Genomic DNA, 15,195 nt, shown 5'->3' with positions numbered 1-15,195 from the left:
AAGGGCGCCCGGCGGGATTCGCCGGGCGCCCTTTCGCTGCCTGTGCCGCTACGCGGACTTCTCGTGGCGGCCGTCGTTCTTGACGATGCGGGGCTCGCGCGGCACCAGGGTCGGGTTGACGTTGCTGTGGACCACGTCCGCCGTGATGACGACGCGGGCCACGTCCTTGCGGGACGGGACCTCGTACATCACCGACATCAGGACCTCCTCCATGATGGCGCGCAGACCGCGCGCGCCCGTCTGGCGGAGGATCGCCTGGTCCGCGATCGCCTCCAGCGCCTCGCGCTCGAACTCCAGCTCCACGCCGTCGAGTTCGAAGAGCCGCTCGTACTGCTTCACCAGCGCGTTGCGCGGCTCCACCAGGATCTGGAGGAGCGCCTCACGGTCCAGGTTGTGGACGGAGGTCAGGACGGGCAGGCGGCCGATGAACTCCGGGATCATCCCGAACTTCACCAGGTCCTCCGGCATGACCTCCTGGAACTGGTCGCTCGCCTCGATCTCCCGCTTCGAGCGGATCGTCGCACCGAAGCCGATGCCCTTGGCGCCCGCCCGCGACTCGATGATCTTCTCCAGGCCGGCGAACGCGCCGCCCACGATGAACAGCACGTTCGTCGTGTCGATCTGGATGAACTCCTGGTGCGGGTGCTTGCGGCCGCCCTGCGGCGGGACCGAGGCCGTCGTGCCCTCAAGGATCTTGAGGAGGGCCTGCTGGACGCCCTCACCCGATACGTCGCGCGTGATCGACGGGTTCTCGCTCTTGCGGGCGACCTTGTCGATCTCGTCGATGTAGATGATCCCGGTTTCGGCCTTCTTGACGTCGTAGTCGGCCGCCTGGATCAGCTTGAGCAGGATGTTCTCGACGTCCTCGCCGACATACCCCGCCTCCGTCAGCGCCGTCGCGTCGGCGATGGCGAACGGCACGTTCAGCATGCGCGCGAGGGTCTGGGCCAGCAGCGTCTTGCCGGAACCCGTGGGGCCCAGCAGGAGGATGTTGGACTTGGCCAGTTCGATCGCGTCGTCGCGGCCCGATCCGGCGCCCGCGTTCTCGCCGGCCTGCACCCGCTTGTAGTGGTTGTAGACCGCCACTGAGAGCGCCTTCTTCGCGGGCTCCTGGCCGACTACGTAACCCTCGAGGAACTCGTAGATCTCCCGCGGCTTGGGGAGTTCCTCCCACCGCACCTCGGAGGTCTCGGCGAGCTCCTCCTCGATGATCTCGTTGCAGAGGTCGATGCACTCGTCGCAGATGTACACACCGGGACCTGCGATGAGCTTCTTCACCTGCTTCTGGCTCTTGCCACAGAACGAGCACTTGAGCAGGTCGCCGCCATCACCGATGCGTGCCACGAGGTGCTTCCCCTTCGCCTGGGAGACGCCACGTTCAGCGTCTCCTGGTGCCTCATATCCGACGGTACCTTGCCCGGCCCCTCGTTCGGGCCCCCCTTGGCGCGGTTCACATGGACGCGCGCCGCGCCAAGGGGTGGGCTGTCACACGTCAGGCGCCCACCGGCGCGTTCTTGCGGGTGGACACGATCTGGTCGATCAGGCCGTACGCGAGGGAGTCCTCGGCGGTCAGGATCTTGTCGCGCTCGATGTCGTCGCGGATCTTCTCGATCGGCGTGGTGGAGTGCTTCGCGAGCATCTCCTCGAGCTGCGAGCGCATCCGCAGGATCTCCTGCGCCGCGATCTCCAGGTCGGAGAGCTGCTCACGGCCCGTCTGCGAGGACGGCTGGTGGATCAGCACACGCGCGTTCGGCAGTGCCATGCGCTTGCCCGGCGTACCGGCGGCGAGCAGCACGGCCGCGGCGGAGGCCGCCTGGCCCATGCAGACCGTCTGGATGTCCGGCTTCACGAACTGCATCGTGTCGTAGATGGCCGTGAGGGCCGTGAACGAGCCGCCGGGGCTGTTGATGTAGATGGAGATGTCGCGGTCCGGGTCCATCGACTCCAGGCACAGCAGCTGCGCCATGACGTCGTTGGCCGAGGCGTCGTCGATCTGCACGCCGAGGAAGATCACGCGCTCCTCGAAGAGCTTCGCGTACGGGTCGTACTCACGCACGCCCTGCGAGGTGCGCTCGACGAAGCGCGGCACGATGTAGCGATTGTCCACCTGCGGGCCCGTGTAGAGGCCGCTCGCGGAGTAGTTGTTCATGTCGGTGTTCACCATCCTGGGGCGTTCGGTGGGCTGGGGAGACGCGGTGCGGGGATCAGGCCCCGGTACCGCCGCCGCCCGGAACGCCCGAAGCAGAGCTGATGATCTCGTCGATGAGGCCGTACTCCTTGGCCTCCTCCGCGGTGTACCAGCGGTCGCGGTCACCGTCACGGATGATCGTCTCGACGGTCTGGCCGGAGTGCCGGGCGGTGATCTCCGCCATGCGCTTCTTCGTACGCAGCAACTGCTCGGCCTGGATCTTGATGTCCGAGGCGGTGCCGCCGAGGCCGGCCGAGCCCTGGTGCATCAGGATGTCGGTGTTGGGGAGCGCGAAGCGCTTGCCCGCCGCGCCGCCGGTCAGCAGGAACTGGCCCATGGAGGCCGCGAGACCCATGCCGATCGTGACGACGTCGTTCGGGATGTACTGCATGGTGTCGTAGACCGCCATGCCCGCCGTCACCGAGCCACCGGGGCTGTTGATGTAGAGGTAGATGTCCTTGTCGGGGTCGGCGGCAAGGAGGAGCAACTGCGCTGTGATCTTGTTGGCGATGTCATCGTCGACCTGCTGGCCGAGGAAGATGATCCGCTCGCCGAGCAGCCGGTTGTAGACCTGGTCGCCGAGGCCTCCACCGATGGACGGCTCACCCGCGGCGTGCGGCATCAGATTCGTCACGTTTACACCTGCTCGTCTCTGACGGCATCGGCCGTCTCAGCGTCTTCGTACCGGAGGGCGGGGACTCCCCACTCTCCTCTTCATGGACCCTAACGCGCAGGTAGGGCAACGCCATCCCGCTTCCCGAACTGTTCGCTGGGAGCGCAAGGTACGGGCCCGCTCCCCCGTACGACGACGGGCCCGGACGCGCGATGCGTCCGGGCCCGTCCCCGCGGATCAGATCGGAGCGAACGAAGCTCAGGCCTCGGTCGTCTTCTTCTCGTCGGAAGCCTCGTCCGAAGCCTCGGCGGCCTCGTCGGCCGCAGGGGCCTCGGCGGTCTCGTCTTCCTCGTCCTCGAGCTCGACGGCCTCACCGTTGGTGTCGGTGACCTTGGCGGCCTCGACGACAACGGCGAGCGCCTTGCCGCGGGCGACCTCGCCGACGAGCATCGGCACCTGGCCACCCTCGACGACGGCCTGGGCGAACTGGTCGGGGCTCATGCCGGAGGACTGCGCACGCCGCATGAGGTGCTCGGTGAGCTCCTCCTGGTTGACGTTCAGCTTCTCCTTGTTGACGAGCTCGTCGAGGACGAACTGCGTCTTGATGCCCTTGACCGCCTGCTCGCGCAGCTCGGCGTCGAACTCCTCGGCCGTCTTGCCCTGGATCTCGAGGTACTTCTCGATGTCCAGGCCCATCTGGGCGAGCTGGTGGTTCTCCAGGTTGTGCTTGCGGGTCCTGACCTCGTCCTCGAGCAGCTTCTCGGGGATCGGGACCTCGACCAGCTCCAGCAGCTTCTCCAGGACGCGCTCCTGGGCCTGCGTGGCCTGCTCGTACTGCTTCATGTTCTCGAGGCGCTTGCGGCTGTCGGCCTTGAGCTCGTCAAGAGTGTCGAACTCGCTGGCCATCTGCGCGAAGTCGTCGTCCAGCTCGGGCAGCTCGCGGGCGGCGACCTGGGTGACCTTGACGGTGACCTCGGCCTCCTTGCCCTCGGCGCTGCCGCCCTTGAGCGAGGAGGTGAAGGTGGCCTCGCCACCGGCCTCCAGGCCGGTGGCGGCCTCGTCGATGCCGTCGAGGAGCTCGCCGGAACCGATGGTGTACGAGACACCCTCGGCGACGCCGTCCTCCAGGACCTCGCCGTCGACCTTGGCCTCGAGGTCGATCGTCACGACGTCACCTTCGGCGGCGGAGCGCTCGACCGGGTTGGTGGAGGCGAAGCGCGCGCGCAGCTCCTCCACGGCCTTGTCGACGTCCTCGTCGGTGACCTCGACCGCGTCGACCTCGACCTCGATGCCGGAGTAGTCCGGGATCTCGATCGTCGGGCGGATGTCGACCTCGGCGGTGAAGGAGAGCAGTTCGCCGTCCTTCAGCTCGGTGATGTCGACCTCGGGCTGGCCGAGAACGTTCAGCTCACCCTCGTTGACAGCCTCGGTGTAGAACTTCGGAAGGGCGTCGTTGACGGCCTCCTCCAGCACAGCACCACGGCCGAACCGCTGGTCGATGACTCGGTTCGGGATCTTGCCCTTACGGAAGCCCTTCACCGTGACCTGCTGGTTGATCTTCTTGTACGCCGCGTCGAGGCTGTCCTTGAGCTCCTCGAAGGGCACCTCGATGCTGAGCCGAACCCGGGTCGGGTTCAGGGTCTCCACGGCGCTCTTCACGGTTCGGTCTCCTTGGGGGCTGACTTCTGGGGTTCTGCTGGGCCGCGCGGGAGGCGGCTTCGCCGTTCGAGCCCGGCACATCAGACACACGGGCACGAGTTTGCATAGTAACGGCAAGCAGGAAGACTCCCACAACGCGATCTTGGTCGAGATCGCGCCGGGATCATGTCTGGTGATGGTCGGGGTGGCCGGATTCGAACCGACGACCTTCCGCTCCCAAAGCGGACGCGCTACCAAGCTGCGCCACACCCCGTCGGTGCGACACGTAGGGTACATGCCCACGAGCTGTACGGCCGCCGTTTATACGTGGGGCGTATCGGGTGTGCGCCGACCGCCGGGAACCCGCTACGATGCTCTTCGTGCCGCGGTCACGTGACCTGCGGTGCTCTGTGCGGGCGTAGCTCAATGGTAGAGCCCTAGTCTTCCAAACTAGCTACGCGGGTTCGATTCCCGTCGCCCGCTCCACGGCCCCGGCCCGGCTCGGTGATACGTCACCGGCCGGGCCGGTGGCGTTTGCGGAGCCGCGCCGCCCTCCTGCCGGTGCCCCTCAGAAGCTGATCTGGTTGATGGTCTCCGCTATCGAATTCAGGAAGCGGTTGATCGACGGCGCCATGCCGGTGGACGCGAGGAAGAAGCCGAAGAGAACGGCCACCACCGCCGGTCCCGCCTTGATCGAGCCCCCGCGGATCAACACCACCAGGACGATCGCCAACAGAAGCACCACAGACAGTGAAATGGCCACAACTGATCACACCCTCGGTCGGTCCGCCTTGCCGGCCCGGGAGCGCACGGCCCAGCGCACTCCCGCAGGCACCATCGTGCCACCAACTCACCACTGGTGGTTGACGGGTGACGGAACGTTGGTGGCCGGTTCACGCCGCCGGGAGGACCGGCGTACACCCCGGGGCGCGGGCGCCGCATATGCGCGCCGCTGAATTGAACTGCCCCGCGCGGGGGTTAGTAGACGTGATCATTTCGCCATCCACACATCATGTTCGCAGGAAATTCGAATTGCCTGGACGCCCACACATCGGCGGTCGACAAACGCGCAATGAACAGGACATATCACCAGAGTCACCCGCTGGCGGTATGCACCATTTAATCGGGATGAAGTAGCCCATACGGGCGCGAAGATGTGAGCCGCGCCATAAAGTTCCATCACCATGTCGACTTCTTTGTCCACGGGGTACTCACACCCATAGAAGAGAGCCGGGACCGAGGTTTTACGGAACCATTCGGCGGCGCTAGGGTGCCTCAGATGTTTCACGCTCCGCACGGATATCAGAGGGCCCCGCTCCCCCCGGCCCGGGAGCAGGAGCCCGAAACACCCCTCCAACGGACCGCCGCGACCACCACCCTCCGGTCCGGGGCCGCCGCAGTCCCCTCGCCCGCCGCCCCCGCCCGCGCCGCCACCCCGGCCCCCGCTGCCGCTCCCGCCACCAAGCAGCGCGACGCGTTCTTCGACAACGCGAAGTACCTGGCGATCGTCTTCGTCGCGGTGGCGCACATGTGGGAACCGGTGATGGACGGCAGCCGCGCCACGCGCGCGCTGTACCTCGTCGTCTACAGCTTTCACATGCCGGCGTTCATCATCATCTCCGGTTACTTCTCGCGCGGTTTCGACCTGAGCCGCAAGAAGATCCAGCGCCTGATCACGGGCGTCGCCGTACCGTATGTGATCTTCGAGACCGCCTATACGTTCTTCAAGCGGTGGGCGGACGATCCCGACCAGTCCATCAGTCTGCTCGACCCCTGGTACCTGACCTGGTTCCTGATCGCCCTGTTCGTCTGGCGGCTGACCACCCCCGTCTGGCAGTCGCTGCGTCATCCCCTGCCGGTCGCGCTGGCCATCGCCGTGCTCGCCTCCGCGACCCCCAACATCGGTGACGACCTCAACCTCCAGCGCGTGCTGCAGTTCCTGCCGTACTTCGTGCTGGGTCTGCTGCTGAAGCCGGAGCACTTCCGGATGGTGCGGCGCCGCGAGGTCCGGTTGCTGGCCCTTCCCGTCGTGCTGTGCACGCTGGTCTTCGCGTACTGGGTCGCCCCCCGCATCGAGCTCGGGTGGTTCTACCACAGCAGCGCGGCCCAGCAGATCGGCGCTCCGTGGTGGGCCGGGGTCGTCATGACCTTCGCCCTCTTCGGCTGCTCGCTGGTCCTGACGGCCTGCTTCCTGGCCTGGGTTCCGGGCCGCACGATGTGGTTCACGGTGCTCGGCGCCGGCACGCTGGGCGGCTACCTGCTGCACGGCTTCCTGGTGAAGGGCGCGGGCTACGCGGACCTGTTCGAGACGTACCCCTGGCTCTCCACCCCGCTCGGCGAGATCTTCGTGACCGTCGTGATCGCCGTCGCGGTCACGCTGCTCTGCACCCCGTTCGTGCGGCGGATGTTCCGCTGGGCGATGGAGCCCGAGATGAACTGGGCGTTCCGCCGCGACCCGCTCGGCAACGCCGCCCGGCGGCGGGAGCGCCGCCTCGCGGGCAAGGCCTCCTAGGAGGCAGCGGTTCCGGGCCCGGGTTCCAGCCCCAGGAGACGGTGTACCTCCGCGTATTTGAGCGTGAGCCGGACCCTGGTCGCCTCGTCGAGTACGGCGAGACGGCCGGGGTCCGCGTTGTGTGCGAGGTCCGCCTCCTTGACCAGGCGCGCGCCGGGGGTCGCCAGGATGCGGCGCGTGTACGTGCGGAGGTCCTCCCCCGGCCGCTTGGTCACCGCGAGCACCATGTCCTTGGCCGACTGCGGCAGTTCGGCCGCCGCCAGCCAGTCCGCCGACAGCACGCCGTCCTCCACCGCGTCGTGCAGCCAGGCGGCGGCGATCTGCTCCTCGGAGCCACCCCGCGCGCGTACGCCCTCGGCAACGGCGGCGAGGTGCTCGGCGTACGGCCGGCCCGCCTTGTCGGTCTGCGTGGCGTGCGCGGTCCGGGCGATCGCTTCCACCTCGGCGAGAGTCAGGTTCGGCATGGTCCGACTGTACGGAGGGACGTGGGGAACGCGTACGGACACCTTCGGATGTTTGCAGCGTAAAATCTTCGGTAAACTAATTACTGACGCATCCTTGACACTCCCTTGACCAACAGGAGGACGGGCCCATCGGACACGCAGACACCCTCATAGCCATGGGCGGCGCCTTTCTCGCCGCCGCCGTGCTCGCCCGCGTGGGCGGACGCATCGGCCTTCCGACCATTCCGCTGTTCATCCTGGCCGGGATCCTCCTCGGCCCCCACACTCCCGGTTTCGTACTCGTCGAAGACCCGCACGACCTGGAGATGCTCTCCGCGCTGGGGCTCGTACTGCTGCTCTTCTACCTCGGCCTCGAATTCCACCTCGACGACCTGAAGGCGGGCGGCCGCAAGATGGCCCTCGCGGGCGCGACGTACCTCGCGCTGAACGTCGGGGCGGGGCTCGGTTTCGGGCTCGCGCTCGGCTGGGGGACGTCCGAGGCGCTCGTACTGGCCGGAGTCCTCGGCATCTCGTCGTCCGCGATCGTGACGAAGGTCCTGGTCGATCTGGGCCGTATCGGCAACGACGAAACCAAGCCGATCCTCGGCATCATCGTCGTCGAGGACATCTTCCTGGCCCTCTACCTCGCGGCTCTGCAGCCGATCCTGTCCGGCGCGGACAGCCTCGCGGCGGCGGCCGTGGACGCCGGCAAGGCGTTCGGCTTCCTGCTGTTGCTGGCGCTCGCGGCCCGGTTCGGCACGAAGGCCGTCGGCCGGCTGATCGGGACGAAGGACGACGAGCTGCTCGTCATCTCCTTCCTGGGCGCCGCCGTCTTCGTCGCCGGGGTCTCGGAGTGGTTCGGGGTCGCGGACGCGATCGGCGCGTTCATGGTCGGCCTGATGCTCGGCAGTACGGGTTCGGGCGAGCGGATCATGAAGCTCGTCCACCCGCTGCGAGACGCGTTCGGCGCGATCTTCTTCTTCGCCTTCGGTCTTTCGATCGACCCCGGCGACCTGCCTGCCGTGCTCTGGCCCGTCCTGATCGCCGTCGCGGTGGCGCTGGCGATGAACGTGGTGGCGGGGCTGGCGGCTGCCCGTATCCACGGCTTCGGGGCGGGACCCGCGGCGAACATCTCGACGACGCTGCTGGCACGCGGCGAGTTCGCGCTGATCCTCGCCACGATGGCGGCGGGCGCGGGCCTCGACGAACGGCTGTCGCCCTTCATCGCCGGGTACGTACTGCTGCTCGCGGTACTGGGGCCACTGGCGGCGGGCCGGTCGCACTGGCTGGCGAAGGCGCTGCCGGGCGGGCGGCGCGCTCCGGCCGGGGAGCGGGAGAAAGTGGCCGCGTGAACCGTGGCTCGGCGTGCTGCCCGTTCCACGCGGCAGCGGCGAGCAACCGCGCACCGCCCGGACCGGGTCCGGGACTTCGGCCCGGCTGAGCCGCGGCCTTCGCCACGCGTTACGCGTTATGCGTCGTGGCAGATCAGGAGGAGCGCACGGTCGTCGTTGACGTCCTTCGCCACCGCTTCGATCAGGTGCCACGCCGCGCCCTGGAAACCGCAGGACACGTAGCGGTCGGCCTCGCCCGTCAGGCGGTCGATGCCCTCCGCGATGTCCCGGCCCGACGCCTCCACCAGGCCGTCCGTGAACAGCATCAGTACGTCGCCGGGCCCCAGCGAGCCCTTGCACGAGTCGAACTGGGCGCCGTCGTACACGCCGAGCAGCGGGCCCTCCCCGGACTTCTCCTCCCAGCGGCCGCTCCCCGCGTGCAGTTGGAGCGCGGGGAGGTGGCCCGCCGACAGGAGTTCGTAGTCGCCGGAGTCCAGGTCCAGGACCAGGTGGATGGAGGTCGCGAAGCCCTCGTCCCAGTCCTGGCGCAGGAGGTAGCCGTTGGCGGCGGGCAGGAAGCCATGGGGCGGGAGCGAGCCCAGCAGGCCACCGAACGCCCCGGACAGGAGCAGCGCACGCGACGCCGCGTCCATGCCCTTGCCCGATACGTCGGTGAGGACGACCTCCAGGGTGCGGCCGCCGTTCGTACGGGCCGCGACCACGAAGTCGCCGGAGAACGACTGGCCGCCCGCCGGCCGCAGCGCCATCTCGCTGTGCCAGTTCTTCGGCAGGCGGGGCAGCGCGCTCTGCACCCGGATCCGTTCGCGCAGGTCGAAGAGCATCGTGCCGCCGCGGCGCCAGGGGACGCCGACCCGGGCCCGGAACTGGGCGATGATCAGGCCGAAGAAGCCGCAGGCGGCGACCGTGAGGACCGTGCCGGGCGTGACCGTCGCCGCGCCCTGCGTATAGGGGCCGAGCGCGATCGACTCGACGATCAGACCGGTGGCCGCCGCGGCGTACAGACCGAGCAGGCTGGCCGGGCGCAGCAGCAGGCCGCCGGCCACGATCGGGAGGACCAGCATGGCCGGCGCGCACCAGACCGGCGACGCGATCGTGCCGCCGACGATCGCCGGAACGGTCAGCAGGAGGCCCGCCAGGGCGATCCAGTCCGAACCGTCGCCCCGGAAGTAGTCGACGCCGGATTTGCGCAGCGCGATCCGGGCCCGGAGCACGCTCTTGCGCGTCCGTGCCGAGAACGATTCGGTTCCCACTCCACCTGCCATTGCGGTGGACCCTATCCACCCCGACCCGTGCTCCGCAGGGGGACCCCTGTGACATTGTGTTCGAAATTGGGTCGCCCACATGCCGGAGGCCTGGTAGGCATGGCATATGACCACCGAATTACGCGTGTTGCGGGCAAGTGAGTGGAACGACTGGCTCGAGGCGTTCGAACTTGCCTTCGGGGGTGTCGCCCAGAGCGCGGAGGGACGGGAGCTCGACCGCGCGGTGACCGAGCCGGCCCGGAGCCTCGGTGTCTGGGACGGGGACCAGTGCGTCGGCACGGCGAGCGCGTTCTCCTTCCGGCTGGCCGTTCCGGGCGGCGCCCTGGTGCCGGCCGCCGGCGTGAGCCTGGTGAGCGTCGCCACGACGCACCGGCGGCGCGGGGTTCTGACCGGAATGATGCGGCGCCAGCTCCACGACGTGCGGGAATGGGGCGAACCGCTCGCCCTGCTCACCGCGTCGGAGCCCGCGATCTACGGCCGCTTCGGGTACGGCGCCGCGACGCAGCAGCTGTCGGCGGAGATCGACACGGCGCGGGTACGGCTGGACGTACCGGCGGGCACGGATGACGTACGGCTCCGGTTCGCGAAGCCCGCTGATGCGCGGGACGCGTGCGAGGCGGTGTACGCGCGGAACGTGCCGGGCCGGCCCGGAATGCTCGCGCGCAGACCGCACTGGGAGCGGATGCCGCTGATCGACCCGGAGAGCGATCGCGACGGCGCGTCACCGCTGCGGTGCGTGCTGGCGGAGCGGGGCGGGCAGGACGGGGAGCCGGCTGATGTCGTCGGGTACGCCCGGTTCCGGTTCAAACCGGAGTGGAAATGGGCCGGCTCCGACGGCACGGTCGTACTGCGTGACCTTGAGGCGCTCGACCCTGCGGCGTACGCGGCCCTGTGGCGCTTCTTCTTCGACATGGACCTGACGTCGAAGATCCGGATGCGCAACCGGCCCGTGGACGACGCCTGGCAGCACCTTGTCTCCGACATCCGGCGGTGCGACGTACGGCTGCGGGATTCGCTGTACGTGCGGCTGGTGGAGGTGGGAGCGGCGCTGGAGGCGCGTGCGTATCAGGCGCCGGTGGATGTGGTCTTCGAGGTGACGGACGCGTTCTGCCCCTGGAACGAGGGGCGTTGGCGGCTGACGGGCGACGCGAAGGGGGGTGCGTCGTGCAAGCGTACGGACGAGGCGGCGGAGCTCGCCCTGTCCGTACGGGAATTGGGCGCGGCGTACCTCGGCGGCGTCAGCCTGGCCTCGCTCGCTGCGGCGGGACGCGTGCGGGAGCTGCGGCCGGGGGCGCTGGCGGAGGCGTCGGTGGCGTTCGGAGCCGGGGCCGCGCCTTGGCTTCCACACGGGTTCTGATCACCGCGGGTCTCGCTTGAACGCGGGGCGGGCGCCCGACGACACGCCCGGCGCCGGTCAGGGGCTGCGGTGCGGTGGGGCGTTGGGGCACGCCCCGGCCCCGGCTCGCAATCCACGGTGCGTGAGGATGCCTTCCGGACGCGATGGACGCCGCCCAGCGCACCGCAGCGCGGGAGGGGCGTCTGGGCATGCCCGGTCCCGGCTCGCCTGCAACGCCGCCGGGGAGGGGACGTGTCGGGGCGCTCCCCGCAGGGCGTTGAACGCAACCACCGCGAACGGAACAACGCCGTGCCCGAACGTTCGACGCCCGAGGAGACGCCCCGGCGCGGCACCGACCCCGAAGCACGGGGTCTCTCGCGACCCCGGCCTCGGCCCGGCCCCGGCTGCGTACCGGAGCCCCGCCGACGCCTCCCCTAGAAGCGACGCCGGGTCAGCTTTGGCAGGGTGGGCACCAGAAGAGGTTGCGGGCGGCGAGACCGGCGGTGCGGATCTCGCCGCCACAGATGTGGCAGGGCAGGTTCGCCCGGCGGTAGACGTAGACCTCGCCGCCGTGGTCGTCGACGCGCGGCGGGCGGCCCATCGCTTCGGGCATGTGCTCAGGGCGGACCGTATCGATGCGGTTGTTCCGTACGCCCTCGCGCATGAGCACGGCCAGGTCGGCCCAGATCGCGTCCCACTCGCCGCGGGTGAGGTCCTTGCCCGCACGGTACGGGTCGATGCCGTGCCGGAAGAGGACTTCGGCGCGGTAGACGTTGCCGACGCCCGCTACGACCTTCTGGTCCATGAGAAGCGCGGCGATGGTCGTGCGGCTGCGGGAGATCCGCTGCCAGGCCCTGTCGGGGGCGGCGTCGGGACGCAGCGGGTCCGGGCCCAGGCGGTCGTGTATCGCCTGCTTCTCGCCGTCGGTGATCAGGGCGCAGGTGGTGGGGCCGCGGAGGTCGGCGTAGTGGTCGTCGTTGACGAGGCGCAGGCGGACCGTGTCGGTGGGGGGCGGCGGGGCGGGCGTCGCGGTGCCGAAGCCGAGCTTGCCGAAGAGGCCTAGGTGGATGTGGACCCAGCCGGTGTGCTCGAAGCCGAGGAAGAGGTGCTTGCCGTGGGCGTCGGCGGTGGTGAGGGGCGTGCCGTCCAGGAGGGACGCGCTGTCCGCGAACTTGCCTTGCGGGCTGGTGACGCGCACCGGGCCGCCGACGAAGCGGGCGCGGTGGTCGTCCGCGAGGCGGTGGATGGTGTGCCCCTCGGGCATGGTTTTGCGTCTCCTGGCGGGGTGGGGGCTGCTGGGGCGTTGCGGGCCCCGGGCTTCGGGCTCGGTGCCGGGGTGTGGGGAGGCCCCGCGCTTTGGGGGCGGTGCCGCCGGGCGCGGTTGCGGGGGCGTTGGGGTCGGTGCCGCGCCGGGGCGTCTCCTCGGGCGTCGAACGTTCGGGTACTGCGTTGGTTCGTTCGCGGTGGTTGCGTTCAACGCCCTGCGGGGAGCGCCCCGACACGTCCCCTCCCCGCGGCGTTGCAGGTGAGCCGGGGTCGGTGTGGCCCGGTGTGCCCCCCGGCAGCGTGTGGCATGCGAGGGCGGGGTGGGTTTAGGCCGGTGTATCCCCTCCCGGCACCGTGGGGTGCGAGGCCGTGGTGGGTAGGGCCGGTGTCTCTCCTCCCGCACTGGGGTGTGCCAGCCGGGGTGGGGCTAGGGGTGTTGGGGGTGGTGCGGGGGGATCGGGGGGAGGGCGCCGGTCTGCTCGTACTCCGCCAGCATGTCGATCCGGCGCTGGTGGCGCTCTTCGTTGGAGTACGGGGTGGAGAGGAAGATCTCCACGAACTTCGTGGCCTCCGCCTGGGTGTGCATGCGGCCGCCGATCGAGATGACGTTGGCGTCGTTGTGCTCGCGGCCGAGCGCCGCCGTCTGCTCGCTCCAGGCCAGCGCGGCGCGTACGCCCTTGACCTTGTTCGCGGCGATCTGCTCGCCGTTGCCGGAGCCGCCGATCACGATGCCCAGGCTCTCCGGGTCCGCGGCGGTCTTCTCCGCGGCACGCAGGCAGAACGGCGGGTAGTCGTCCAGGGCGTCGTAGATGTGGGGGCCGCAGTCGACGGGCTCGTGCCCATGGGCCTTCAGCCACTCGACGAGATGGTTCTTGAGTTCGTATCCGGCATGGTCGGAACCGAGGTACACGCGCATGGGACGAGTGTGGCACGGGTGACGCCGGGCAGGCTTCGCCGGGGGTGGAGTGGGACCTTGCCTCGGATTTCGTACAACGATACGGAATCGGGTCTTCCGTCCCGCGTAACTTCCGGTTTGAATGCGGGGGCTCGTAACCCGAGTGACCCGAGAAGCTAAGGATTGTGCATGAGCGCGCAGCCGACCCTTGCGAAGGCAGGCGGAAACCCCGTAGAACCAGGGAATCCGCAGCCTTCCGACGGTCTCCAGGCCGGTCTGAAAAACCGCCATTTGTCCATGATCGCCATTGGCGGCGTCATCGGCGCCGGTCTCTTCGTGGGATCGAGCGGCGGCATCGCTGCCGCCGGCCCGGCGATTCTTCTGTCGTACACACTCGTCGGCGCCCTCGTCGTCTTCGTCATGCGGATGCTCGGTGAGATGGCCGCGGCGAACCCGACATCCGGGTCCTTCTCGGCGTACGCGGACCGCGCGCTCGGGCGCTGGGCGGGCTTCTCCATCGGGTGGCTGTACTGGTTCTTCTGGGTGGTGGTGCTGGCGGTCGAGGCGACCGCGGGCGCGAAGATCCTCGAAGGGTGGATACCGGCCGTACCGCAGTGGGGCTGGGCGCTGATCGTGATGGTCGTGCTGACCGCCACGAACTTGGTCTCGGTGTCGTCGTACGGCGAGTTTGAATTCTGGTTCGCCGGGATCAAGGTCGTCGCGATCGGCGGGTTCGTTGTCATCGGTCTGCTGGCCGTCTTCGGCGTGCTGCCGGGGTCCGACAACCCGGGGGCCGGGTTCGCGCATCTCACGGACAGTGGCGGGTTCTTCCCGAACGGGCCCGGTGCGATTCTGACCGGTGTGCTGATGGTCGTCTTCTCGTTCATGGGCAGCGAGATCGTGACCCTGGCGGCCGGCGAGTCGGCCGATCCGCAGCGGGCCGTGACGAAGGCCACGAACAGCGTGATCTGGCGTATCGGCGTCTTCTACCTCGGTTCGATCTTTGTGGTGCTGACGCTGCTGCCGTGGAACGACAAGTCGATCCTCAAGGACGGGTCGTACGTGGCTGCTCTTAATTCCATCGGGATTCCGCACGCCGGGCAGATCATGAACGTCATCGTGCTGACGGCCGTGCTGTCGTGCCTGAACTCCGGGCTGTACACGGCCTCGCGGATGGCGTTCTCGCTCGGCCAGCGCGGTGACGCGCCGAAGTCGTTCGCCCGTACGAACAAGAAGGGCGTACCGACGGCGGCGATCCTGTCGTCCGTCGCCTTTGGGTTCGTCGCCGTCTTCTTCAACTACGAGTGGCCCCACACGGTATTCGCGTTCCTGCTGAACTCCTCGGGCGCGGTGGCGCTGTTCGTGTGGCTGGTCATCTGCTTCACGCAGTTGCGGATGCGCGGCATCATCCTGCGCGAGGCGCCGGAGAAGCTGATCGTGAAGATGTGGCTCTTCCCGTATCTGACGTGGGCGACCGCGGCGATGATCACGTTCGTCATTGTCTACATGGCGTTCGACGACGCGGCGCGCGTGCAGGTGCTGCTGTCGCTGCTGGTGGCGGCCGTCGTTGTCGGTATCGCGTTCATACTCGAGAAGCTGCGGCGTGGTCGCGGTGAGGCCGAGGAGCCGGTCGGCCAGGCGTAGTACGTACGGACAGGACACGTGGAAGGGCCCGCGCCTCGGGTACGAG

At 68.8% G+C, this 15,195-nt stretch carries 13 protein-coding genes and 2 tRNA genes; 5 read left to right on the top strand and 10 right to left on the bottom strand.

Annotation, left to right across the window (positions count from 1 at the left end; genetic code table 11):
• Nucleotides 1-48 precede the first annotated feature (48 nt).
• The 5 genes from clpX to G412_RS0118940 form a co-directional block, all read right to left on the bottom strand.
• Nucleotides 49-1,344 (bottom strand): ATP-dependent Clp protease ATP-binding subunit ClpX, encoded by a 1,296-nt coding sequence (gene clpX, locus G412_RS0118960; protein WP_028813445.1) that lies wholly within the window; start codon nucleotides 1,342-1,344, stop codon nucleotides 49-51.
• A gap of 148 nt (nucleotides 1,345-1,492) precedes the next feature.
• The gene (locus tag G412_RS0118955) at nucleotides 1,493-2,164 is read right to left on the bottom strand and encodes an ATP-dependent Clp protease proteolytic subunit (protein WP_028813444.1); all 672 of its coding nucleotides are present in this window, start codon (nucleotides 2,162-2,164) and stop codon (nucleotides 1,493-1,495) included.
• Nucleotides 2,165-2,204: 40 nt separating this feature from the next.
• Complete coding sequence (locus G412_RS0118950; RefSeq protein WP_051338480.1) at nucleotides 2,205-2,810, bottom strand: ATP-dependent Clp protease proteolytic subunit; 606 nt, start codon at nucleotides 2,808-2,810, stop codon at nucleotides 2,205-2,207.
• 249 nt (nucleotides 2,811-3,059) lie between these two features.
• Nucleotides 3,060-4,460 (bottom strand): trigger factor, encoded by a 1,401-nt coding sequence (gene tig / locus G412_RS0118945; RefSeq protein WP_028813442.1) that lies wholly within the window; start codon nucleotides 4,458-4,460, stop codon nucleotides 3,060-3,062.
• Between the two features lie 176 nt (nucleotides 4,461-4,636).
• Nucleotides 4,637-4,713, bottom strand: a tRNA-Pro gene (locus tag G412_RS0118940).
• A gap of 138 nt (nucleotides 4,714-4,851) precedes the next feature.
• Here G412_RS0118940 and G412_RS0118935 point away from each other — a divergent pair.
• Nucleotides 4,852-4,925: transfer RNA gene (locus tag G412_RS0118935), tRNA-Gly, on the top strand.
• A gap of 82 nt (nucleotides 4,926-5,007) precedes the next feature.
• Here the strand turns inward: G412_RS0118935 and G412_RS0118930 are convergent.
• Nucleotides 5,008-5,202, bottom strand: coding sequence for a hypothetical protein (locus G412_RS0118930; RefSeq protein WP_037649254.1), 195 nt, complete (start codon nucleotides 5,200-5,202; stop codon nucleotides 5,008-5,010).
• A gap of 516 nt (nucleotides 5,203-5,718) precedes the next feature.
• Here G412_RS0118930 and G412_RS0118925 point away from each other — a divergent pair.
• Complete coding sequence (locus G412_RS0118925; protein WP_028813440.1) at nucleotides 5,719-6,951, top strand: acyltransferase family protein; 1,233 nt, start codon at nucleotides 5,719-5,721, stop codon at nucleotides 6,949-6,951.
• Here G412_RS0118925 and G412_RS0118920 read toward each other — a convergent pair.
• On the bottom strand, nucleotides 6,948-7,415 hold the full coding sequence (locus G412_RS0118920) for an HD domain-containing protein (RefSeq protein WP_028813439.1): 468 nt from the start codon (nucleotides 7,413-7,415) through the stop codon (nucleotides 6,948-6,950). The two genes, G412_RS0118925 and G412_RS0118920, sit on opposite strands and share 4 nt — an antisense overlap.
• A 155-nt stretch (nucleotides 7,416-7,570) precedes the next feature.
• On the opposite strand from G412_RS0118920, the gene G412_RS0118915 reads away from it, so the two are divergent.
• Nucleotides 7,571-8,746: a cation:proton antiporter gene (locus G412_RS0118915; protein ID WP_028813438.1), complete on the top strand. Its 1,176-nt coding sequence runs from the start codon at nucleotides 7,571-7,573 to the stop codon at nucleotides 8,744-8,746.
• A 116-nt stretch (nucleotides 8,747-8,862) separates the two neighbouring features.
• Here the strand turns inward: G412_RS0118915 and G412_RS0118910 are convergent, their stop codons facing one another.
• Nucleotides 8,863-10,008 carry a PP2C family protein-serine/threonine phosphatase gene (locus tag G412_RS0118910; protein WP_028813437.1) on the bottom strand — a complete coding sequence of 382 codons (1,146 nt, stop codon included), beginning with the start codon at nucleotides 10,006-10,008 and terminating at the stop codon, nucleotides 8,863-8,865.
• Between the two features lie 106 nt (nucleotides 10,009-10,114).
• On the opposite strand from G412_RS0118910, the gene G412_RS0118905 reads away from it, so the two are divergent.
• Nucleotides 10,115-11,365 (top strand): GNAT family N-acetyltransferase, encoded by a 1,251-nt coding sequence (locus G412_RS0118905; protein WP_028813436.1) that lies wholly within the window; start codon nucleotides 10,115-10,117, stop codon nucleotides 11,363-11,365.
• A gap of 430 nt (nucleotides 11,366-11,795) precedes the next feature.
• On the opposite strand, the gene G412_RS0118900 is transcribed toward G412_RS0118905, so the two are convergent.
• Entirely contained in the window at nucleotides 11,796-12,608 is an 813-nt protein-coding gene (locus G412_RS0118900; RefSeq protein WP_028813435.1) for an Fpg/Nei family DNA glycosylase, read from the bottom strand.
• Nucleotides 12,609-13,037: 429 nt separating this feature from the next.
• The gene (locus G412_RS0118895; protein WP_028813434.1) at nucleotides 13,038-13,526 is read right to left on the bottom strand and encodes a ribose-5-phosphate isomerase; all 489 of its coding nucleotides are present in this window, start codon (nucleotides 13,524-13,526) and stop codon (nucleotides 13,038-13,040) included.
• 168 nt (nucleotides 13,527-13,694) lie between these two features.
• Here G412_RS0118895 and G412_RS0118890 point away from each other — a divergent pair, with 168 nt between their 5' ends.
• Nucleotides 13,695-15,149: an amino acid permease gene (locus G412_RS0118890; RefSeq protein ID WP_028813433.1), complete on the top strand. Its 1,455-nt coding sequence runs from the start codon at nucleotides 13,695-13,697 to the stop codon at nucleotides 15,147-15,149.
• Nucleotides 15,150-15,195 lie beyond the last annotated feature (46 nt).

The sequence above is a fragment of the Streptomyces flavidovirens DSM 40150 genome, assembly GCF_000429085.1.
Taxonomy (GTDB): domain Bacteria; phylum Actinomycetota; class Actinomycetes; order Streptomycetales; family Streptomycetaceae; genus Streptomyces; species Streptomyces flavidovirens.
This window is presented reverse-complemented; position numbering and strand designations above follow the sequence as displayed.